The sequence below is a fragment of the Nostocoides sp. F2B08 genome, from assembly GCF_009184895.1.
In the GTDB taxonomy this organism is placed as follows: domain Bacteria; phylum Actinomycetota; class Actinomycetes; order Actinomycetales; family Dermatophilaceae; genus F2B08.
On the sequence record NZ_WESE01000002.1, the window covers coordinates 624,408 to 646,198 of the forward strand.

Genomic DNA, 21,791 nt, shown 5'->3' on the forward strand with positions numbered 1-21,791 from the left:
ACTACTCGCCGAGTAAACGTCAAGGTCTCCAGTATCAGGACCGGATCTTCCGAGCAAGGATATACGTGTGATGGTGCAGAAGCTCGTAGGTGTCTTGCCCTTCAAGGGCGGCAACGAGTCGTGCGTAGCCTTCTTCGAACTCAGTGTCCGCAACAAACGACAACATTGTGTTGCCGCGACCTTTTACGCGTTTAAGGTATTCGCTCGTCTGATAGAGGTCCCGTGTTTCTCTATACGTCACTTCGGAAGTGAATCCGCACTCAGTCAGAGTCTCAGTAAGGTCAGTAATGGAGTGGTATCGCTTCTCGTTAACGGCCCTGGTGCTCGGAAAGAATGGAATCAGAGGTCTGCGCTCCAAATCCCAGGAACTAGATGTCTTGACGAACAAGACACCTCCAGGTGTTAGGACGCGATGGGCCTCCAGAAGAAGTGCGGGTACATCGGGGCGTGGTACCTGATGAATCATCATGATCGCGAGGTAGGCTGCGAGTGAACCTGCTGCAATCGGGAGTTGAAGTGCTGTCCCGCAAGTCGCTGGCAGGAAGCCGCTGGGGCGATGACGAAGTTGGTCAATGTTGAGGTCAACGGCCACATATCGCCCCGGACGATTCAATTCAATTTCGGATATGTAGCGACAAGTTCCTGCACCCACCTCCGCCACCACGCTCTCGGTGGTCCACTCAAGATGATCCAAGAGCCATTCAACCGTGCTGGATACCTCATGGTCCGAGTCGAAGCGAAGCTCGTCGTACGACTGAGCATGAATAGAGTAGTAATCCTTATAGTGCCGCATTCTGGGTGCACCCGTCGTCATGATTAGCCCAGTGCAATCGGAGACTCCCCGGCCAGAACTCGAACGGCTGAGAGCAAACTGGCTAGATAGTAGCGTGGAATACGCGGAACGAAATCCGGTCGGGCTACTTCGATATCATGCCTATGGGTCCCCTTTCCGTCGACGATGACGGCCTCGCAAGTGGTCGAGCGGATGGCGTCGCTAAAGAGCTCGATACCCGAGGCAATCGGTAGCCAAAGCAACCCTTCAACCTCATTAAGGTCAGGTCGAAATTGCTCAATTGGAGAATCGTAGCGAAGAAAGAACACCGATTGGTACTCCCGATTGCGGATACCGCCCGGATCATCGGCTACCTCAATCCGCTCTCCCGCGAAGATTAGGGAATCTAAGTCGAATTGAATGCCCAATTCTTCCGAGATCTCGCGAGCCGAGTCCAGAATACTTTCTCCTGCCAAGACATGCCCTGCAGCGGAGACGTCCCATTGACCCGGGTAGTCACCCATTTTGGTCGAGCGCAACTGAAAGAGCATGGCAGGGTTTGGGCCGCCTCGCACAACCCAGCAGTGAAAAGTTCGGTGCCAGTCGCCGTCCAGATGTGCTTGACGGCGATTCTTACGGCCTAATGGCCGCAAGGAGGCGTCGTAGATGTCGATAAGCTCATCGTCGATTTCCATAGCTATTTTCTCCAAGCTATTGCTTCTTGCTCGGGCCCAGAATGCTCTGGATGCCGTCCGGTTCTGCCCAGGGTGAGGCCCTTAAGGATTGCTCGGCGAGGGCTTTCGAGGCCTTGGCATCGATTGAATCTCCGAGCGCTTCTAGGACTCGGGTCCTCAGCAAGTAGACCTTGGGCAGCCTTGAGTCGTCGCTTAGTTTCCGGAAGATCTTCTCAGCCTTTCTCAACGACTCAAGTGCGCCTGCCGCCCGGCTCCGGCCTTCTGTGTCGGTAGGGCTAATGGTGCCAGAGCGGTTCACCCCCAGGTAGGAAACTGTCGCGAACGCCCTAGAATGGTGGATCTGGGCAATTTCTTGTCTAATGATATTCTCGTGCTGCCAATCATCATTAGTTAGAAGCTTTTGCGCGTTGTCGAGATCTGATATCCACCGGTCAATGGGCCCATTGTTGCCAGCTGCGCCAATTACTGCTTGATGTCGAATGCCGCGCGCTTCAAGAATACTGGCGTCTTGGTAGTCTGGATGTCCGACTCGGGTTGTGCGCCGTACGTTCTCAGCGATTGAAGTACCTTTTGCCATGTTCGCGAGGGCGGTTTGGGTGTCGCCGAGCAGGTAGTTTGCCCACCCAAGGTCATCGATTAGGATCGCGGCTTTGTCTAGATCCCTGTTGAGGGCCCCAGCCGATTGGAGTGCGAGGTCTCCGAGTTCTCGGCGTTCCTCGTGCCTACCCAGGACATGAAGCCTCAGGCTCTCGTCGCCCCGTAGTCTAAGTAGAGCGGTATGGCGGTGGTCTCGGTGGAGACGCCGAGCATGTGCTAAGACTGCGTGTGCAAAAGCCTGCGCCTCGCCTTCTTCGTCATGACTGTGGCGATTTAGCAGTTCCCGCGTAAGCAGAGCGGCGAGGACGATCACCGCCGCGAGCGCCGCAGGTCCGAGCCACCTGTAATAGGTATAGGGCAGCGCTGCTTGAGTGGCATCTATGGAGTTCTGACAGATCTCGAAAGCGACGAGCGTTGCGCCGGCACTCAACACCCAAGCGACAAGTGTCGAGAGCCGGGCACGGAGCCACGACCAGAGTTTGCTCAAGTCCGTGGCCGCCTCGCGTCGCCCCGTTCGCCAATTCATTGCCGGGTAATCTAGCAGGTGTCGGACCTTCAGGCTGCTTGCTCTCGAGCGCAGCCACGCAGCCCTCCTCGACCTCGGCTTCGGTGCTGTTCATTAATCAACGGTGTGATCGGGCACTGACGCCGGCCAAGCCCGCGCGCAGCGATGCATCGGTATCGTCGTCCGTTCGCTGGCCTGCGTGGGCCACCAAGCGGGGCATGGGGGTGCAGGGTTCCGGACGGTTGATCCGCCACTCTCCGACAGTCATCACGAGGCAGCGGACACACCCTCGCCACGTCTCGTGCCGCAGGTTCGGTGGCGTCACGGGATGGAGGCCCGTTGTCAGGCGTCGTATTGGCGCTACGAGTCGCCTTTGGCCGAGCCGAATTCCGGGGGCGACCGTGCGTGTCGGTCGCTGGTGATCTAGTTGGAGGTTTTGACTGCACCCGACCCGGTCCGGCCTGGATGCCTTGGGGCTTTCGCCGGCCTGGATCTCCATTGAATCGCACATTCCCCGCACGTGCGGATTTCCGTTTGTCGGCCGGCAACGATGGAAGGCAGACCGGCCCCCTGTCGCGCCAGAGTCTCGGTCGAGGGTGAACCCCCAGAGCGAGTTGAGCGGCTTTAGAGATGTGACATCAGTTTCCTCTGATGTCGACCTGTGGCCGCGCTCGTGACTCCTCATCGGGTCATCGGGTGCGTATGGAGCACAGCACCGAACAGGAGGAACCCGTGAGACCCATTGAGATCCCTACCGACTGGAGTGACGACGCGCTCCTGCACTTCGAGGAGTTCTGCTCACTCATCCGCACGCCGCAGCGCACCGTGCGCGACTGGCGACGCCGAGGAGTGGGGCCGCGCTGGACCCGCATCACCGGCGTCGGCCGGCTCTACATCACTGTCGGCGAGGCCCGCCGGTTCCTTCGATCCGCAACCACCGAGCCCAGGAGGACCAACCCATGAGCGAGCAACCCACCACCCGCGCCATCTACGTCAGCCTCCCCGAGGCCGCCAAATCCCTATCGGTGTCGGTCAAGACCGTGCGCAGGCTCATCGCCGACGGCGTCATCGCCGGCTACCGCGTCGGACCGAAGAGCCTGCGCGTCAAGGTCGACGACCTCGAGAACGTCGGCCGACGCATCCCCTCGGCGAACTGGCACCTCCTCCGCTGACCATGCCGACCAACCCGGTACGGATGCGCGGGCTCGAGTTAGGACGTCGACCGGCCCTCCATCCACGCCTGGTAGGTGGCGCCGATCTGGTCGGCGAGCAGCTTGTCCCTGTCCAGGGTGGCGTGCTGGTAGATCGCCATCGCGGCCTGGGAGGCGTGACCGGCGCGGGCCTGCAGCTCGGCGGCGGTCGCGCCGTGCTGGCCGGCCATTGTCAGGGCCGTGTGCCGGAGATGGTGGATGGTCAGGTCCGGTCGACCGGCGGCCTCGCGCGCCTCGCGGAACCGGTCCATGAGGAAGCGCGTGCTCATGTGGTCGGTCCGGTCGCCCGGGAAGAGCAGACCGTCCTCGCCGGGGGCGGCGTACTCGAGCAGGTGCCGCTGGAGCATCGGGAGGAACGGTGGCGGGACGTGCACGACCCGGGTGCCGCTCCTCGTCTTCGGCGGGCCGACCCCCCGGCCGCAGTTCGGGCACGGGTTCGAGGCACCGGGAAGGGGCTCCTTGTCGACCTTGCGAGAGACCGAGACCCGCCCCGCGACGCCGTCGATGTCCGAGCGCCGCAGCTCGAGCAGCTCACCCTCGCGCAGCCCGACGAACGCCGCAAGCACGACGAACAGCCGCAGCCGCGGCGGCATCGCGTCGACGATCGTGCTGATCTCCTCCAGCGTCGCCGGCCTGACGATCCGCTTGACCCGCGACGAGCCGGCCCCGCGGATCTTCGGCGGAGCGCGGAAAATCAGCTCCTCCTCCTCGGCGGCGACGAGGATCGCGCGCAGCACCCGGTACGCGGCGGCGTTGCTCGACTCGGTTTCCGGGTCCAGCGCGGCGCGCCACCGTTTGATCTCCGAGAGGGTCACGTCGACCAGCGGCATGTCGGCGAACCACGGCAGGATCCGGGTCCTCAGCAGGATGCGGTAGCCCCTGACCGTCGTCGCCCGCAGGCCGCGCTCGGCGAGGAACCGTTCGGCGTACCCGCCGACGGTGTTGTACTCCGCCTCACGACGGCGCTTCTCCTCCGCCACCTTCCGAGCCGCGGGTGGTGTCCACTCGTCCTTGTCGATGAGCCACCGCTCAGACGCAAGCCACGCCTCGGCGTCCATCTTCGTCCAGAACGTGCGCGAGTGACGGGTGCCGTCCGGCATCGCGTAGCGGGCGCGGTAGCTCACCTTGCCCGTCGCGGCAACCCGTCGCTCGACCTCTCCAAATCCTCGTCGCCTGGCCATCTGGACCTCCGTTTCTATCCCCTTGCTGCGTTAGCATCGGGAGTCCCTGTGGGGGACTGGTGGGGGAAAGAATGTCATCTGATGGGCTATTCTGTCTATATCTGTCCCTCGAATCCCCTTGGTACACAACAAGTTTCGCATGTTTCGGGGCAGTTTGCAATCATAGGCCTTTGGGGGCTGGTCCCCCACAAAATGAATACGGTTCGCAAATGCCGTGGAGCGTCGTAGCAATGTACGAGCAACTTCCATTCTTTGTATTCTTCGCAATTGCACACGAGTAGCGTCAGACGTCCACCTCTTGGTGTGCCGGCATGCCCTTGGGGTTGCGCGACAGCCCGAGGCTCTGAGCGTTCACTCGCAGGACGAGGACGGGCCGGGCAAGGTCCTCACGGTTGGCTCGCCGATCCAGGACTCTGCTACTCCGCAGCCCTGTGCCATCTGCCGGACCGGGGCTCGAGTGGGGCGCCGACCAGACTGGCCCGTCGCCCGGCTGGAAGCGGTGCAGGTGCGAGTCGGTCCAGCCCACCACGGCTTGCACAGATGGAGCAGGCCGACAGGCATAAGGTCGTCGGCATGCATGTCGACCAACCGGGCCTTTTCGACGTGCCCGACCCCGTGACAAAGGTCCCTCCCGACCCGCCGAAGCGGGGGAGGAACAAGGAGGTGTGGTCCATGACCGCAACCGCCGAGGTCGTCATCACAGATGCCTCTGCTCTGCGGCAAGCCGCGGCGCGGCAGTACGAGGATGGGGCGATCAGCACCGTGGATGCAGACCCCGGCACCTCGGAGCCCCAGGACGAGGCGCCGGATGGGGCGCCTGTCGATGACCCTTTTGACGCACTGGCCTGGCTGATCTGGCCCACTGAGGGTCTGGAGGGGGCGCTGGAGGTGGGCGCCTTGCGCATCCTCTCTGTGGAGAGCGAGGCCGTGCCAGTCTCATCCGACCGCGGAAGGGCCACCTGGCGGGTCACCGCCAAGCTGACCAACGTCGATCGGTTGCGCCATGTGGCCACTCAGGCCCACCCGGACCAGGCGGCCGAGATCTCCAGCAGCCTCGCGATCGCGTGGCAGCGCGCGGCAGATCCGTTCTCCCCGCTTCGCTCGATCGACGGAATCGCCTGGATGCCCGGACCCGTTGTCGTCGAGCACATCCCCGCAAGAGCCGCTGGCAACCGCTGATGCAAGAACGAGTAGTCTTCGGCCACAGGCGGCGACCTCACATGCCGTGTCGTGCGCACGACAGAAGGACCTGACCGCAGCGCGGCTTCCACGTTCACGCCCAGATGACCGCGGCGCACGAGGAGCCCGATCACCAGAGGGCACTCGCCTTTCCTCCGACGATCAGGTATGCGTCGCCACCCGGGCGAGAACCGCATACGACTCCTCGACAGAGTCGACAGACGATCGCCGTTCTCGGTGTATGCGGTCGTCGACCCGGTCCTTCGGGTGCACCCGGCTACCGAAGGGCGAAGGCGTCGATGACCGTGTCTGTGACCCGGGCAGTGCGGGTCCATGCTTCTGCCTTGAGCGAGATCGAGGTGGCGCCCTTGGGTGCGACGACGTTGATCTTGCGGGTGACGCCGGATCGGGGCACCGTGACTTCCTGCCAGGTCCGGCCCTGGTCGCCGGAGATCCACAGCCGAATCCCACGAACACCCGCTGCGGGCTCGCCGGTTCCGTCGACGACGGAGAGCTCGAGCCGCGCGGTCCGCTTGGTGCTGTTGTAGTCGTCCAGCCCTGTGGCGCCGTAGCGGATGTTGACCACCTCGGCCTGGGCGATGCCGTCCTCGCCCGCCACCGGCGGGGCGAGGTAACGCCAGTCGGTGCTGTATGCGGACGAGCGCGCCCATTCGGGGTGCTGGAAGGCGGTCTCCACGAGGGCGCGAACCGGCGTGCCGGGCTCGGGAATCTCGGTCGTGACCGCGGCCGCCCCTGGCTCGTCCGCGACGAGCTGGCCGTCGAACCAGAGCCGAGTCCTGGACTGCGCGACGCTCTCGTCGAAGACGGCGAACATGCCGTGCCCATGGTCGTCGCTAGCCGTGGCGACAGCGTGCGCGAAGATCTCGCCGAAGAGGGCTCCGACGAAGCCGTCGACCGTGCTGTGGTGGTGAACCTGGTGCAGCCATCGCTCGGTGATGCGCCCGCCCGGCTCAGTCGTCCACGGCTGCGGGGTCTCGATCACCGCTGCCCCGCTGAGCACGTCGAGCAGCCCGAACCACTGGATGTCAGGGCTGCTGCTCACGTACTCGTCCCGCTCGATGGGCAGGCGCACGGGCAGGGCGGTCGCGAACGCCCACCCGCTGGGGTCCATCGCCAAGCGACCGGAGAAGGCCGTCGTCGAGGCGTCGCTCATCACGTTGTAGTCGGCCATGACCTGCGTGGTGGTCTTCTTCGTGGCCTCGTATCGGAGCCGGGCCGGCAGCCGATCACGCTCGACATAGGCGAGATCGTAGAGGTAGCGGTAGTCGCCGGAGTCCAGCGAGGCACTGGGAGGCAACCGTAGGTGACGGTGCATCCAGAAGAGCTCTCCGATCGTGACGGCCTCGCTCGGCACTGCGCCGACCGAGACCGGACCGAAAGCGCCGTAGCCGAGAGTGGTGCCGCTCTGCTCGCCGAGGCGGGTCAGCTGCTGGTCGACCATGGTCTGCTCGCTCGGTCGCTGGGTGCGCACCTGGACCGGCACGGCGCGCGTTGCGTCCAGGTGCACCGTGGTCTCGGCGGTCAGGTCCACCTCGGGCACGCTCACCGCATCGAGTGCGGAGATATCGAACGTCTCGAGATCGATCTGCGGCACGATGCCCGTCACGCCGTACGGCCCGACCGGCAGCCGGACGGTCGCGGTGCCGTCCTCGTCGAACACGGGGAAGAGCTGCTCGAAGGTGCTGGCCTCCTGGTCCGCGAGCGGGGTGACGGCCGCCGTGGCGGCGAAGCCCGGGTTGCTGCCGTCGCGGGAGGTGGCCCGGATCGTCAGGTTGTACATCTCCGGCTCGTTGACCGACATGACCGCGGTGCGCACCGTCTCGCCGCCGCCGTCCGTGGCGATGACCGTGCCGCCGATGCGTCCGGCTGCGACACCAGCGACGGCAGGATCGACCGTCACGGTCACCTCGGCGGAGCCTCCGCCGGGCACGGTGACGGAGTCGGCGCCGAGGGTCAGCGTGCCCGCCGGTGCCGGGGTGCCGTCCTGGAGGGCCGCGTCGGCGGTGAGCGAGAGAGTCACATCAGCGCTGGAGAGGTTGGTGTACACCAGTGTCTGGGTGACCGCCTCGGTCTCGGTCTGGGGGTAGGGGAAGATCCCGAACCCGAGTGCGGACGGGGTCGCGTAGACCTGCTGGTCCAGAGCCGACGGTGCGAACACCCGACCCGACCCGACGTCCAAGACGGAGGCCGCGACATCCTCGGCGGAGCCGACCAGCACAGCCTTCAGCTTCTGGCTGTCCAGCTGCGGCCTGGCCTGGGCGAGAAGCGCTGCGACGCCGGCCACATGCGGGGCGGCCATCGAGGTGCCGCTCGCCGACAGGTACGGCTCGGGAGCGTCCGGCCAGCCGACCCAGGGGGCGAGGATGTCCTCCCCGGGAGCGGCGATGTCGGGCTTGGCGCCTCCGTCGGAGCGGGGCCCGCGGCTGGTGAACCCGGTGGGCTCGTCGGCGGAGTTCACGGCGGAGACCGTGAGCGCGAGGGCAGAGCTGCCGGGGGTGGTGATGGTGCCGTAGCCGCCCTCGTTCCCGGCGGCGATGACGAAGAGCACGTCATGCGCAGCGGAGAGCTCGTCGACCGCCATGGCGAGAGGGTCGGTGCCGTCGGTGTATCCCCCCGGCAGGCCCAAGCTCATGTTGACCACGTCGGCCCCTTCTGCGGCGGCCCACTCCATGCCCGCGATGATCTGGCTGTCGGAGCCGAAGCCGGAGTCGTCGAGAACCTTGCCGTTCATGATCACCGCGTCCGGGGCGACGCCGACGATCTCGCCGTTGGAAGCAGCTCCGTTGCCGGTGATGATGCCGGCGACATGGGTGCCGTGACCGTAGATATCGTCGGGGTTGGGCTGGTCATCGGGGTTCTCGGGGTCGTCGACGAAGGAGAAGTCCTGCGCCGCGACGACCGCGTCGGCGAGATCCGGGTGCTCGGCGTCCACGCCGGTGTCCAGGACCGCGACCATCACACCGTCGCCGGTGGCTCCCGCGGCCCACGCCTGCGGTGCCCCGACCTGCGGGGTGCTGGTCGCATCCAGGGCGCGTACGGGTCCGTCGAGCCAGACCTTGCTCACCGCGGGCCGGTCGACGCGGCGGGCCGCCGGGCTCTCCGCGTTCTCGCGAACCGCCTCCACCAAAGCCTCGCCACCCTCGGCCTTGGGCACCTTCCCGGCCACCGAGCCGATGCTCTTCAGGCTCTTGCCGCGGGCGACGCCGAGCCCCCGCCAGTCCACACCGGCAGCGGGATCGGTGCTCGTGCCCGGCTCACTCGTCTGCACCAGGACCGGCACACTGTCCACCTCGGCGTCGTCGAAGCCGGCCGCGATCAGGCCGGTCACGTCGAACAACCTCCGGTCCAGCTGGGCAGGGACCAGGGCCGAGACGTCGTGCGGGATCACGTAGAAGTGGCCCTGCCACGCCATCCGGCTGAAGGTCGGCAGGCTGCCGTCGGCGCGCGCGGCAGGGGTCACGGCAACCGAGGTCTGCCCGTCCCTGGACCGTGTGACGGTCACCCGGTCGCCGGTGATGAGGGTGACGGTGTACGTGCCCTCGTCGATCTCGGGCGGTTCGCTCGCGGCGGCGGCACCGGGCCCCGGTTGCACCCACGGGGGAGGGGCCGAGAGCGAAGCCGTCCCAGATGGCCCGTCCTGTGGCGAGGGCGTTGGCAGGCCCTGCGCTGCGACGGGAGCCACCCCGGCAAGAACGAGTCCCAGACCGCCGCCGATGAACCTTCGAAGCCACCGCATCGCCCCACGCCCCTATCACCCGGACGTTCGTCGTCGACCGTCCTGCGCCTCAGGGTAGGGGTCAATCGCGCCAGCCGCTAGATGGATTCAGCCACGACTCTGGCCTAGGTCCCGTTGCCGGCGGTCGGGGCTGCGCAGGCACCCCACCCGCGCCTAGGGCGGCGAACGACGCGCCGGTCCGAGAAGGGCGGGCGACTTCAGGGCCGCCTGGCGAGATAGACGAGGAACGCGTCGTCCGCGGTCGGCGGTTGGTCGTTGTATGCGCCGCGCACCTCGACGTTCGCGAACCCTGCACCTTCGAGCATCATCACGATCTCGCCCATGAAGTACAGGTTCGACGTGAGCAGGTGGGTCTCCTCGGCGACGAGCTCACCGGCTCTCCACCGGTAGGCGTTGATCTCCCAGGACTCCTGCTGCAGGAGCGGATCCAGGCTGAGCAACCTGGACTGGAGCGCATACTCGTCACAGTCGGGACCGAGCCGGCGGTCACCGGGTGCCTGCACCGGCTCCGGCAGTGATCCACGCGTGCCGCTCGGCCACAGACCCCAGTGGGCCGAGTCGGAGTAGGGCACCTCGTTGTCCAGAACCAGCAGGCCCCCGGGCTCGAGGTGCTCGTACAGCCGACGCAGCGCCTCCTGGTCCTGTTCGCGCGTCGACCCCAGCCCCAGGCCACCGCATACATAGACGGTCCGGTAGCGACGCGGGAGGTCGAGCTCGTGCATCGCCTGACAGTGCAGGTCCGGCGACGCCCCAACCGCCTCCGCAGCCGCTGCGCAGAGCGCGATCATGTCCGCCGACACGTCGCACCCGTCGACGTCGAGGCCCGACTCGACGTACGGCACGAGCAGTCGCCCCGTCCCGCAGGCGACGTCGAGCGCCGGCCGCCCGGCCTCGACGAACCGCCTGAAGTACTCGACCTCCGGGCCGCCCACTCGGAACAGAGACCACCACCGGGCGACGAGACCTCGATGCCAGCTCTGCGGCTCGATCGGCATCATCCCCTCACCGTAGCCTCGCCTCAGCCGCGCGCCCAGTGCGCCGTCTGAGCGAGAACCGGATCGAGATCCGGTCGTCGTTCGAGCTCATCGGCCACCCGGTGCGCGACGTCGGGGGCGATGTCGGGCAGGGCTCGCAGCGCCGAGGCCTGCAGCCACGTGCTGCCCCACATCCCGGAGCCGTCGAGTGCCACGTCGCCGAGCCAGGTGGCCAGGTCCGCCCCGTCGGGTGCGCACGTCACACCAGCGGCCTCCAGCTCGGCGATGCGGGCCTCGTCCTCCAGGGTGGGGTCGAGGACGGCGACGACGAGCGGGCCGTGGCGACGCCCGAAGGTCGCCTCCGCGAGCTCGATCGCCGTCGCCCGCAAGGCCGAGTCCTCGCCGCGCAGGGCTCTGATGAACCAGGCCGTCCCCTGAGGAGCAGCGGTCGCGCCGAAGAGGGTCTCGACATGACGCTGGGCCTCGACCAGCTCGTCCCGGAACGCCTCCCGCGCGATCACCAGACCGAGAGGGCCGCCCGCCCCCTCACCACTTCGCACGGCAGGCTCGGGCCGGTCGAGCCGTCGGAGCCCACGCAGGGCGGCGAGCACGCGGGCGGCCTCGAGGTCGATGCGCCCGGACACCGCCGAGGTGGGGACGGCGGCGCTGGGTCGGCGCGTCCACGACGTCGGACGGAGGCCGTCGACGACGAGTCGCAGATCGGAGCGGGACAGGCGGGGGTCGTCGAGGCGGGCCAGGAGGGCCGCCCGGGCGGAGCTGCGTCCCGCGCCGGCGACGGCGCGCACGACGATGGCCCGACGGCGGCGGTCCGACTCCGACGCATCCCCTGGGAGCTCCCACAGCGACGCAAGGGTCGAGTCGAGCAGCGCTACGTGCGCCGCCAGTGCTTCGACGATCGACACCGGCGGGTCCGCGTGGCCCGCGACCTCGAGCAGGACGGGCAGGTGGGACGGGTGCGGCGCCCGCGCCGCCCCCGCGACGGCGGCCTCGGCGAGCGTCGGGTCCGGGCCCGTCACCGCCGCGGACCACAGCTCGCGGCTGCGCGGCCCCACGTCGTAGTCCCGACCCACGATCGCCGCCGCGGCACGCACCCCCGCCGGGGTCTCGCCGAGCAGGTCGACCAAGGAGTCGCGCACCGCCGGCCGGCGTCTCAGGTCGTCGGGACCGACGAGCTCGAGGGCCAGCAGACAGACGCGTTCGTCCTCGTCGTGCAGGGCGCGAGCCAGCTCGGTGTCGAGCGCCGTCGAGCGCGAGTCGGCGAGCGCCTCGAGGCCGGTCACCCTCTCCCGCGGATCCTCGCTCTGCAGCAGCCGGCGCACCGCCTCCTCGGTGGCCGGCCCGTCGACGCGCAGCGCCCGCGGGTCCCATTCGCGGTGGCGCAGCACGTCGGCCAGCCGGCTGGCGTAGGCGCGGTAGGTCGTCGTGGCGAGGACGACCCAGACGACCGACATGACGAGGACGAGCCAGGCGACGGCCAGGACGCTGAGATCCAGGGCCTGGATGACCAGGAGCAGCACTCCGGCGAGACCGATGGAGATCGGGGTGCCTGCCCCCTCCGCGATCGCTTGGGTCCGCAGCCGCCGGTCGGGCGGCAGAGCCTGGTACGTCGCCGCCACGGAGGTCCGGGTCAGCCCGTCCGTGGTCATGATGTCGGCGATCTGGGCGATGCAGGCGCCGGCGAGGAACGCATACCCCACGATTCCCGGTCCGGATCCGATCGCGACCAGGGCGACGCAGGCGACGACGATGAGGGCGGGGTTCGCCGCGAGCCCCACGCGAACGCCGTAGCGCCTTAACAGCCACGAGGCCACGAGGAAGACGAACAGGATGCTCGTGATGTTGAGAACGGCGCCGTAGAAGCCCTGGAAGCGCGCGAGCGGCTCCGGCTCGGGGAAGGCGGCGACCGCACGCTCCCAGACCATGTAGTCGAGCAGCTGGGTGACCGACCCGGACAGGATCTGGTAGCCGAGGACGCCGAGGACGAGTGTGTCCCGCAGCGAGCTCCACCGCGACGTCCGGTCGCCGGAGTCCTCCGGCTGCGACGCCACCGGGGTGGCCGGCTCGGGACGGGTGAGCAGCTCGGCCGGGAACTGCCGGGCCGTATAGAGGATCAGCCCGAGCATGCCGAGGGCGCACCCGGCCCCGACGAGCAGCAGGTGGGCGACGTCCGCGAACAGCCCGGTCAGCAGACCGGCGGTCAGGCCACCCAGCGCGAAGCCGGCCGGGAAGCCGGCCACCGCCTTGGGGAACTGGGCCTTCAGCTGTCGCACATCCCAGAGCCGAACCGCCTGCGAGCCCACGATGACGAAGCCGACGGGGATCGTCAGCGGGAAGAGCACGACGAGGGCGAAGGTCGTGCCGAGGGCGTCCCAGACCTGGATGGCCAGCCAGCAGACGACGACGATCACGATGTATGCGGTGACCAGGACCGCGCCGAGGCGCCCCAGGGATATGGTGCGGCTCAGGCGACCGACCAACGCCGAGACGAAGACCCCCGCGATCGCAACGACGATGTAGGCCCACGGAAGGAGCCCGGCGCCGTAGGTGCTGAGGAACAGCGCGCTCGCGGGCACGACGAGGAAGGCGGTCAGCAGACCCAGCGCGACGGCCTGTCCGCCGAGGAGTACCAACCGCGACCGCAGCATGGGCTACCTCTGACGCATGTCGCGCAGCCGCCGGGCCAGAGCGGTGACGATCCCCGCGGCGATCTCGGGTCGCAGCCGGAGCGCCTCGTCGAAGTCGTCCTTCACGAGCTTCAGTGCCCACCCGTCGGTGGTGGCGACGACGTCGGCGATGCGGGGTGCGGGATCGAGCACGGACAGCTCACCGATCGTGTCGACCGGACCTACCCGCACCCGGCCGTCGGGACGGACGATCTCGACTTCGCCCTCGACGAGCACGAGCAGCCACTCCTCGACGGCTCCGGCGGTGATGAGCACCTCGCCCGCTGTGAACGGAACCTCCTCCAGCCGGGAGGCGACTCCGGCGAGGACCCGGGCGGGCGTCGTGGCGAACAGGCCCGTCCGACGCAGGATGGCGACCCGGTCGACGATGAGGTGGGGTGACCACATGGGTGTGGGCTCCGGCACATCGCGAGTATTGCAGAAACGCCCCAGGCCCCGGAGGACGAGCGCCCGCCCGACCCGTCGGTTGACGCCCCCTGAGCCCACCCTCGACGATGGAGCGATGCGGCTGCGGCGGGTGCGGGCATGGACGGTCGTCGCCGGCCTCGCGTCCGTGCTCCTCGCGCTGTTCGCCGTCGTCGAGTGGGCGGGCGTGCCGGTCCTCGTCGACCCCACCCCCTGGCTGCGGTCGGTCTCCCTGGTCGCGGGTGTGGTCGGCGTCGGCCTGCTCGTCGTCGACGCCTTCGTCCCCGTCCCGTCGAGCGTCGTCATGGTCGCCCTGGGCGCGACCTTCGGCCTCGTCGGCGGGATCGCCCTGTCCGTCCTGGGCAGCGTCGGCGGCTTCGCGCTCGCCTACGCCGTCGGCCGCCGCTCCCGGAGCACGCTCGAGTCGGCCGTGGTCCTCGGCGACGTCGAGCGCGGGTCCGGACTGGTCCGGCGCTGGGGACTGCTCGCCATCGTCGCGAGCCGGCCGGTGCCGCTCGTCGCCGAGACGGTCGCGATCTCCGCAGGCGCGTTCGGCCTGCGCCCGACACCGGCGTTCGCGGCCGCGCTCGCGGGCGCCGTCGCGCCGGCGACCGTGTTCTCCTACGCCGGCTGGCGTGGGGCGACCACCGGCGACGGCGTCGCGCTCTTCGCCGCCGTCGTCGGTGCCTCGGTCCTCCTGTGGGTCGCCGGCCGCCGGTGGTCGGCCCGGACCGAGGGGTATGCGTGACGCACCCCGCTCACGATCCTCACCGATGTCTCATGCAGGGGCAGGCATCAGCTGCAGCGGCCCGTAGTAGCCGACCGACCTGAGCACCGCCTCGAACCCGTCGAGGAGGTAGTCCGAGCGCATCTGCGGTGACGACGGCACGAGGATCAGGGCCACCTCGGCCTTGGAGTCGGCGTAGGTCTGGGCCTCGGCGTTCGAGAACGCCTGTCCGTCGGTCGTCATGAAGCAGAGCAGGTCCGGGGCAGTCGCGAGAACCGTCGCCGACTGGCCGGAGTACGCGATGAGGTTCTCGTTGACGTTGACCACGGTGACCGAGTCACCGCCCGACCCGGACGCGGTGATCGTCACGTGCCCGGTGTCGAACCCTCCGCCGGTCACCTCACCGATCTCGGTGATCGTCCCGCGGATCAGAACCGACCCGCCGAGATAGCTCACCACCGCCTGGACGGGGTCGGTCGGGTCCTTGAGGAGCTTCCCGACCTGGAGGGCACGGCTCGTCGTCCCCCGGATGGCACCGGCACCGATCTGCTGTCCGTCCATCGCCCAGAGGGCCGAGCCGGCGTCCTCGTCGAAGACCCCCCCGCCGAGCAGCGCCCGCATCGCGCCGTCGGCCACCGCCGGGTCCTGCGTCGCGAAGCTCAGGACGAGGTCGCTGTTGCCGAGGACGACGGTGCCGAGGGGGACACCGGCCGCCGCATACGTGCACAGCTGCAGCGCCGGGACGGCCCGGTCCGCCCCCGCGCCGTCGATGACCGGCAGCCGCGTCTGGGCGGAGAGCAGGAACGGGATGAACGTGTTGCCGGCGCCGATCTCGGCGGGGACGAGGTAGCCGAGGGAGTGGCCGACGATCCGCTCGAGCTCCTTCCACGCGACACCCGGCGCGTCGGAGGGGAAGCCGGACGCTGCCGCGGTCGGCGACCCGACACCGGCTGCGATGGCACCCGTCGCGTCCGCCGGCACGCTGGCCACGTCGACGACCCGCACGGGGTTGCCGGTCTTGGCGATGTCGTCGATGAACTGACGCCCGAGGTCGAGCGGGCCGCCGCCGCCGGAGCCGAGGAAGCAGGCGCCCTGGAGGATCGACTCGAGGTCGTCGGAGGACAGGGTCAGAGGGTCCGGCATGGTGGTGCTCCTTCGAATCGATGTGTTCTCTAGGTGATTCAGTCCTGGTGGTTCAGTCCGTGCGACTCACGGTCCAGCTCGGCTCGACGACTCGTCCGCCCGGCGTCCCGGCCCGCTCGAGCCTCCGAGTCGACGAGCGCGACGACGTGGCGCTGTCCCATCCCCTCCGCCAGCGAACGCGCCTGCCGGAGCTCGTCCTCACGCTCGGCACCGCTCGATGCCCGGGCCCGCAGCAGGTGGAGCATGGGTGTCATGACCGCCTCGCCGGTGCGCTCGGCCCGCCGCAGGCCGGAGTCGGTGGCGCGCAGCGCGTGGGCCGGGTCGCCCGCGGCCAGCGCGGCGTCGGCGTGGAAGCACTCCATGAGCGTCTGTCCGAGGATCACCCGCATGCCCGCAAGCTCGTGCACGGCGCGGCCGACGTCGTCCGCCGCACCGGGGGAGCGGTCCGAGCTGCATCCCTCCCAGCCGAGGACCGCCCGCGCCATCTGCGCATAGACCGGGAAGGGCTCGGACTCGGCGAGGTCGAGCAGCTCCGTGCCGTGCCGCCGCGCCCGGACGACGTCCCCGTCCAGCACCGCCAGGAACGCCGCCGTCTCGAGCGTGATCGCCTCGCTGAACCGGTGGGCGAGAGCGCGCGCCTCCGCAACGCCCTGCTCGGCGACCTCGACCAGGCCCGGGTCGCCGGTGACCAGCCACTGCGAGAGCAGCAGTGGGAACAGCGCCGTCAGCCGGCGCTGCTGGACGAACTCGCCGTGGCTGGCGGCGACCTCTGCCTGCCGCACCTGACGCAGGGCGTCGATCGCCTCGTCGAGCCGGCCGTGCCAGAACGCCGTGTTGCCGATCATCAGGGTCGCCTCGAGGATCAGGTCCTCGTCCCCGATCTCCTTGGCCATTGCGAGGGCATGCTGCCCGAGCGCGCCCGCGCCCCGAAGGTCGCCGCGGAAGGCGGCGGCCATCCGCAGGCCGAACACGGCCTGGAAGCTCTGCCGGGTCGGCGGGAGCGACTCGGTGATGCGGCGTGCTCGCTCGTAGGCCTCGTACGTCTCCGGCGCCGACTGCCCTCGCGTGATCATTCGGCCCGAGCCCAGGGCGAGGAGGAGGGTGAGCTCGAGATCGGCCGGACGGTCGGCACCGGACTTCGCCATGGTCTCCAGGTCGTGCAGTCCAAGCTCGGCATGACGCTCGGCGTCGGCGTAGGCGCCGAGCAGCAGCGCCTGCTCGGACGCCCGGCTCTCGTAGCGTGCGCTCTCGCCGAGGTGCCCGGCCTCGCGGTGGTGCACAGCCAGCCGCCCGACGTATCGCCCGGTTCCCTCGTCGGAGACGTCCTCGAGCGCGGTGGCCGCCGCGGCGTGCAGCGACCGCAGGGTCGACGTGAGCGGCATGTCCGTCGCCGCCGTCCACAGGAACTGGTGGGTGAACGCGACGTTGTCCTGGTCCGCGGTCCACAGCCCCGCGGCGAGCACCTCCTCCTCGGCCTGCCGGGTCGCCTCGACCCCGACGACTGCCAGGGTGCGGCGCAGAACGTGCCGCTCGAACCGGCGGCCGAGCACCGCCCCGGTCTCCAGCGCCGAGCGGGCCGGGCTCGACAGCCGGTCGAAGCGGGCGACGATGATCCCGCGCAGGTCGGGCGGGACCGCGACGTCCGCGGCCGGCTCCGGGGCGTCAGGGGCGAGCAGTCCCTCGCCCGCCAGGTAGGTGACGAGCTGCTCCGCGAACAGCGGGTTGCCCTCGGTGCGCCGGGCGAGCCAGCCGCCGAGCCAGGGCGGGGGCGCGTGCCCGAGGAGGGACCGGGCGAGCTGGTCGAGCTCCTCGACGCCCAGCGACCCGATCCGCACGACGAGCCCGTCGCCGTCCACGGGCGACGGAACCTGCTCGCCCTCCTGACATGTCGCGATGACGGTCACCGGCGAGTCGGCCAGCGCCTCGAGCACCCGGTCGAGCAGCTCCCGCGACGTCGGGTCGAGCCACTGAACGTCCTCGAGGACGACGACGAGCGGGCCCGTCGCGACGAGCCCGACGAGGAGGGTGGAGACGGCGTCGACCATGCCCTCGAACCGGTCCTCGGGCGGGGTGGCCGCCCACGTCGAGCCCGGGACCGGCAGGTCGAGCAGGGCAGCGAGGAACGAGGCACGGTCGCGCAGCCGGTCGCCGAGGTCGGTGGAGAGGGCGTCGGCGAGCTCGTCCAGCCGCGCCGTGAAGCGCGCGGAGTTCGCGGCGACGCCGTCGACCCCCGAGACCCCCGACCACCGGCCCACGAGGTCCCGCACCGGTTGCAGCCACCGCACGCCGTGGCTCTCGCTGCGGCACACGAGCCAGTGCAGGCCCTGAACGCCCTCCTCCCGCCGGCGCAGGAGGTCGAGCAGCGCGGACTTCCCGCACCCGGGCTCTCCGACCAGCGAAACCCGATGCAGGCGCCCCACTGCGGCGGTCCGCGCCACGGCCTCGTGCAGGGTCGCCAGCTCCGCGTCGCGTCCGACGATCCGGTGTTCGCGGGCGACGACCCCGCCGCCGAGCGCCGCGAGCTCGAAGACCTCGACCGGTGCCCCGACCCCCTTGAGCTCGCGCATCCCGAGGGAGGTGCACGTCGCGACGCCGGCCGCGTTGCCGAGGACACTCCCGTCGACGAGAACCGAGCCGGCGGTGGCGAGCCCCATGAGCCGCGCGGCCAGGTTGATGTGCGAGCCGTAGCAGGTGAACCCGACCTGCACGGGCGCACCGACGAACCCGCTGAACGCGGTGCCCACGGTCGCTCCGGCCCGAAAGCGCACCGGACTCTGCGCCCGGAGCGCGAGCAGCAGGCTCAACGCGCGTTCGACGTCCCCCGGGAAGGACACCGGAGTCCCCCAGTACAGCAGGATGACCCAGCCCTTCTCCGCCCGCTCGATCTGGTGCAGGACGCCGCCGTAGGTCTCCGTCAGCCGGAAGATGTCGCTCACGAGCCGGCGGACGTCCTCGATCGGCGCATCGTGGGCCATGCCGAGGAAGGCCGTGAGGACCGGGCGCAGCTCACCCCGGCGGTCCCAGGTGAGCAGCCGGTCCGGGGCGAACCGCGCGGCGAGCGGGTGCTGCGGCTGCGGCAGGGCCGGCAGCGGCCGGGCCGGCCGGGCCAGGTCGGTGGTGAGGAACAGGTGCCGGCCGTCGCGGTCCTCGATCGGGAGCGACTGCCGGAGCAGGTATGCGGTGGCCGGGTCGACGAGCACCTCACCCGGCCTGCCGGTGGCGGCGAGCTCGGCCGCCTCCTCGACCGCCCGGCCCCAGGCGACGTAGGTCGACCTCGAGCCAGAGTCGTCGTCGAGGACGTCCCACCGGACCTCCCCCGCGACGAGGGCCACCTTCACGCCCACCTCGAACCGGCCGAACCGGGTGTGGATCGGACCGCGCTCGCCGGCCGCATCCGAGATCGCCAGCGCCGCGGCGGCGGCGTCGAGCACGGTGCCGTGGTCCGGCTCCGGGTCGGTGTCAGGGTCGGCGTGGTGGGCCATCTCGTTCGGCCCGGGCGGGAAGATCGCGAGGATGGCGTCCCCACCGAACTCGGCGACGTAGCCGCCGTAGGTGTGCACGGCCTCGACGATCGGGCCGAACACGGCGTCGGCGATGTCGGCCAGCGCCTCGGCGCCACGGTCGCCATTGGCGGCGAGCGTCCACGCCATCGAGGTGAAGCCGACGAGGTCGATGCTCAGGACCGGTCCGACGGACCGCCACGAGTCGGCCCCGGCGGCGACCGCGTCGAGGAGTGGGCGTGGGACGAGCTCATGCACGCGGAGGTTCCGGATCCGCGACGAAGGGCACCGTCAACGTCCCCCGCACGTATCCGCAGAGCGTGTCGACGTCGTAGCCGCCCCACCACATGGTCAGTCCCCAGGGCTGCGACGTGCCGACCGTCCCGCCGAGGACGTCGGTGCCGTCGACGACCTCGGGTGTCCCGTTGAGGAGGAAGTCGTAGGTCACCTGCATCCCGAGGAACTGCTCGGACGCCAGCCGCACCCCGGTGAGGATGGCGTCGTCGTCGAGGGCGGTGATCCGGCGCTCGAGTGCGGCCTGCTCGACCGGGTTGGTGACGGTCCGTCGTCGCTCGGTCAGGGCTGCGAGGCGCTCGCGCCGGTATCCCGGGTAGTCGAGGATGCCGGTCGCCTCGGCGACCTCGGCGGACTGGATCGCGACGGTGTTCATCCGCGGCGTGATGAGCGCCTCGTCGAGGAAGACGTCCTCGATCGTGAGGTCCGGCCGGGTGAGGTCCCAGAGAGCGGCGCGGCGCAGCAGGACAGACTCCGGCGTGCCCACCTGCAGGTCGAAGGGGTCGATGAGCACCTGGAACGGCTGGTCCACGAGGACGAGGTTGCGCTGGGTGAACTGCGGGCCGCCGAGCAGGTCGACGGGGCGGCCGATGAGGGCGCTCTCCCGATGGTCGACACCGGCGATCGTCACCGCCCGGACCGTCACCCCGATCTTCTCGTCGAAGGGCCACCGGGGTGCGACGGGGTCCTGGAACCGGATGACCCGGTCGAACACCGGCTCGCCGGGCGTGATGAAGGTCGGTCCGCTCACGCCGCGCGGGTCGTCGGTGGGGTCCGGGTCCGTGGCGAACCGGCACTGCCACCAGCCCTCGAAGTGGATGTCCATCATGAGCCGGCCCCCGCAGCCGAGGACGACCCCGACGGTGACCCAGCACCAGCGTTCGCGATCCGAGCGGAGAACCGCAGGCCGACGAGCTCGATGGTCCGGGCGATGTAGCCGAGCCGCGCGGGTGCGCCCGGCATACCGGCGACGTCGTGTGCGAGGCGTGCGAGCTCCGAGAGCTCCTGCTCGAGCACGGCCCAGGCGGCTTCGCGGTGGGGCAGGAAGCCGACCGAGCCGTCGAGCGCGAACGGTGGGCCGGCCCGCCACCCGTCGTCCGGACTGTGAGCGGGCAGTGCGGTCAGGACCTCGGCGAGCGGCCGGATGACCATGGTCATGAGCGGGAAGAACGCGACCGCGGTCAGCGCACTGGACTCCTCGGGCGACTCGTCCGTCGACATGAGCAGGCGCAGCAGGAAGCGGAGCATGCTCCGGTAGGACGCGTCGAAGAGCCCGGCGCACGCGACCGCCATCGGGTCGGTCAGCGTGCTGACCCCCTGGCCGGCGTCGGTCGTCGGGTTGTCGACGACCTTTCGGGCGGGCTCGAACGTCGGGTCCTCCGCGCGCAGCGTGGAGTACTCGTCGAGAATGCCCTTGAAGGCGAAGAAGTGCCCCTCGTCGCCTTCGGTCGTGGCGGCCTCCCCCTGCTCGATGATGAGGTCGACGGCCGCCAGGGCGCTGGGGAGGTCCGTCACCGTGGACATGAACACGTCGTAGCCGCCACCCATCGCCCCGACGCGCGGGAAGTCTGTGCCGAGCGCCCTGCCGCCGAGCTGGTGGTCGGCGCCGACGAGGAAGAGCGGCTCCGGCTGGGCGGCCAGGGTGCAGAAGCCGTCCCGGATCGCGGTGTAGAGCTCGACGATGCTCGCCGGTCCCGGATCCGACGGGTCCGGCGGAGAGGGGCACGTGATGACGTCGTCGCCCTTCTGCGGCATCTCGAAGCAGGCGAACTTGTGCACCGCCTCCTGCGAGAAGCGGGTCAGCGCCATACGGTGGCCGTACAGCGACGTCGCGTAGGGGAAGTTCGGTCGCGTGAGGCTCGGTGCGGCGCCGATCGCCGTGAGGAGGTTGGCCACGAGGCCGAGGTGCTCCATCTCCTGGCGGGCGACGGCGAGCACCTGCTTCTCCCAGTGCGCGACCCGGATGAGCTGGTGCTCGGTCAGACCCTCATCCACGCCCTCATCGGTGCTCTGCTTCATCGTCAGCGCGGCGAACAGGTACTGCACCATGAGCGAGTGCTCGATCTCGGCCGCGGTGGTGAGCAGCGAGACGAGGTCGGCTCGCGTGCGCACGGTCTCCTCGGACATCGGGGTCCTTCCGTCGAGG

16 protein-coding genes are annotated in these 21,791 nt (G+C 69.3%); 4 read left to right on the forward strand and 12 right to left on the reverse strand.

Annotation, left to right across the window (positions count from 1 at the left end):
- Positions 1 to 34: 34 nt before the first annotated feature.
- The 3 genes from GA707_RS21760 to GA707_RS06645 are packed head-to-tail and all read right to left on the reverse strand — an operon-like array spanning position 35 to position 2,551.
- On the reverse strand, positions 35 to 814 hold the full coding sequence (locus GA707_RS21760) for a class I SAM-dependent methyltransferase (protein ID WP_152177594.1): 780 nt from the start codon (positions 812 to 814) through the stop codon (positions 35 to 37).
- 2 nt (positions 815 to 816) lie between these two features.
- Positions 817 to 1,467 (reverse strand): NUDIX domain-containing protein, encoded by a 651-nt coding sequence (locus tag GA707_RS06640; protein WP_152177595.1) that lies wholly within the window; start codon positions 1,465 to 1,467, stop codon positions 817 to 819.
- Between the two features lie 16 nt (positions 1,468 to 1,483).
- Positions 1,484 to 2,551, reverse strand: a complete 1,068-nt coding sequence (locus tag GA707_RS06645) for a hypothetical protein (protein ID WP_152177596.1) — start codon at positions 2,549 to 2,551, stop codon at positions 1,484 to 1,486.
- A 750-nt stretch (positions 2,552 to 3,301) separates the two neighbouring features.
- On the opposite strand from GA707_RS06645, the gene GA707_RS06650 reads away from it, so the two are divergent.
- Complete coding sequence (locus GA707_RS06650) at positions 3,302 to 3,532, forward strand: hypothetical protein (RefSeq protein WP_152177597.1); 231 nt, start codon at positions 3,302 to 3,304, stop codon at positions 3,530 to 3,532.
- Entirely contained in the window at positions 3,529 to 3,741 is a 213-nt protein-coding gene (locus tag GA707_RS06655) for a helix-turn-helix domain-containing protein (protein WP_152177598.1), read from the forward strand. Before GA707_RS06650 ends, GA707_RS06655 begins: the two co-directional genes overlap by 4 nt.
- Positions 3,742 to 3,779: 38 nt before the next feature.
- On the opposite strand, the gene GA707_RS06660 is transcribed toward GA707_RS06655, so the two are convergent.
- Positions 3,780 to 4,961 carry a site-specific integrase gene (locus GA707_RS06660; RefSeq protein WP_152177599.1) on the reverse strand — a complete coding sequence of 394 codons (1,182 nt, stop codon included), beginning with the start codon at positions 4,959 to 4,961 and terminating at the stop codon, positions 3,780 to 3,782.
- Positions 4,962 to 5,633: 672 nt separating this feature from the next.
- On the opposite strand from GA707_RS06660, the gene GA707_RS06665 reads away from it, so the two are divergent.
- A complete protein-coding gene (locus tag GA707_RS06665) occupies positions 5,634 to 6,140 on the forward strand; it encodes a hypothetical protein (RefSeq protein ID WP_226963570.1) in 507 nt (168 codons plus the stop codon).
- A 277-nt stretch (positions 6,141 to 6,417) separates the two neighbouring features.
- On the opposite strand, the gene GA707_RS06670 is transcribed toward GA707_RS06665, so the two are convergent.
- The 4 genes from GA707_RS06670 to GA707_RS20755 all read right to left on the reverse strand — a co-directional run bounded on the left by GA707_RS06670 (position 6,418) and on the right by GA707_RS20755 (position 13,963).
- A complete protein-coding gene (locus GA707_RS06670; RefSeq protein WP_152177601.1) occupies positions 6,418 to 9,897 on the reverse strand; it encodes a S8 family serine peptidase in 3,480 nt (1,159 codons plus the stop codon).
- Positions 9,898 to 10,094: 197 nt separating this feature from the next.
- Entirely contained in the window at positions 10,095 to 10,895 is an 801-nt protein-coding gene (locus tag GA707_RS06675; RefSeq protein WP_152177602.1) for a bifunctional 2-polyprenyl-6-hydroxyphenol methylase/3-demethylubiquinol 3-O-methyltransferase UbiG, read from the reverse strand.
- Positions 10,896 to 10,915: 20 nt separating this feature from the next.
- On the reverse strand, positions 10,916 to 13,537 hold the full coding sequence (locus GA707_RS20750; protein WP_193315198.1) for an MFS transporter: 2,622 nt from the start codon (positions 13,535 to 13,537) through the stop codon (positions 10,916 to 10,918).
- 3 nt (positions 13,538 to 13,540) lie between these two features.
- On the reverse strand, positions 13,541 to 13,963 hold the full coding sequence (locus tag GA707_RS20755; RefSeq protein WP_193315199.1) for a Crp/Fnr family transcriptional regulator: 423 nt from the start codon (positions 13,961 to 13,963) through the stop codon (positions 13,541 to 13,543).
- A 115-nt stretch (positions 13,964 to 14,078) separates the two neighbouring features.
- Between GA707_RS20755 and GA707_RS20760 the strand changes: the two genes are divergently transcribed.
- Positions 14,079 to 14,729: a VTT domain-containing protein gene (locus GA707_RS20760; RefSeq protein ID WP_193315200.1), complete on the forward strand. Its 651-nt coding sequence runs from the start codon at positions 14,079 to 14,081 to the stop codon at positions 14,727 to 14,729.
- A 30-nt stretch (positions 14,730 to 14,759) separates the two neighbouring features.
- Here the strand turns inward: GA707_RS20760 and GA707_RS06690 are convergent, their stop codons facing one another.
- Genes GA707_RS06690 through GA707_RS06705 form a run of 4 tightly spaced genes read right to left on the reverse strand, consistent with a single transcriptional unit; the run spans position 14,760 to position 21,772 of the window.
- Entirely contained in the window at positions 14,760 to 15,851 is a 1,092-nt protein-coding gene (locus tag GA707_RS06690) for a DUF917 domain-containing protein (protein ID WP_152177604.1), read from the reverse strand.
- 38 nt (positions 15,852 to 15,889) lie between these two features.
- Positions 15,890 to 19,609, reverse strand: coding sequence for an AAA family ATPase (locus tag GA707_RS06695; RefSeq protein WP_152177605.1), 3,720 nt, complete (start codon positions 19,607 to 19,609; stop codon positions 15,890 to 15,892).
- The gene (locus GA707_RS06700) at positions 19,602 to 20,474 is read right to left on the reverse strand and encodes a hypothetical protein (protein ID WP_152177606.1); all 873 of its coding nucleotides are present in this window, start codon (positions 20,472 to 20,474) and stop codon (positions 19,602 to 19,604) included. Before GA707_RS06700 ends, GA707_RS06695 begins: the two co-directional genes overlap by 8 nt.
- A complete protein-coding gene (locus GA707_RS06705) occupies positions 20,471 to 21,772 on the reverse strand; it encodes a ferritin-like domain-containing protein (RefSeq protein WP_152177607.1) in 1,302 nt (433 codons plus the stop codon). The genes GA707_RS06700 and GA707_RS06705 overlap by 4 nt, the downstream gene beginning before the upstream one ends.
- Between the last annotated feature and the right edge of the window lie 19 nt (positions 21,773 to 21,791).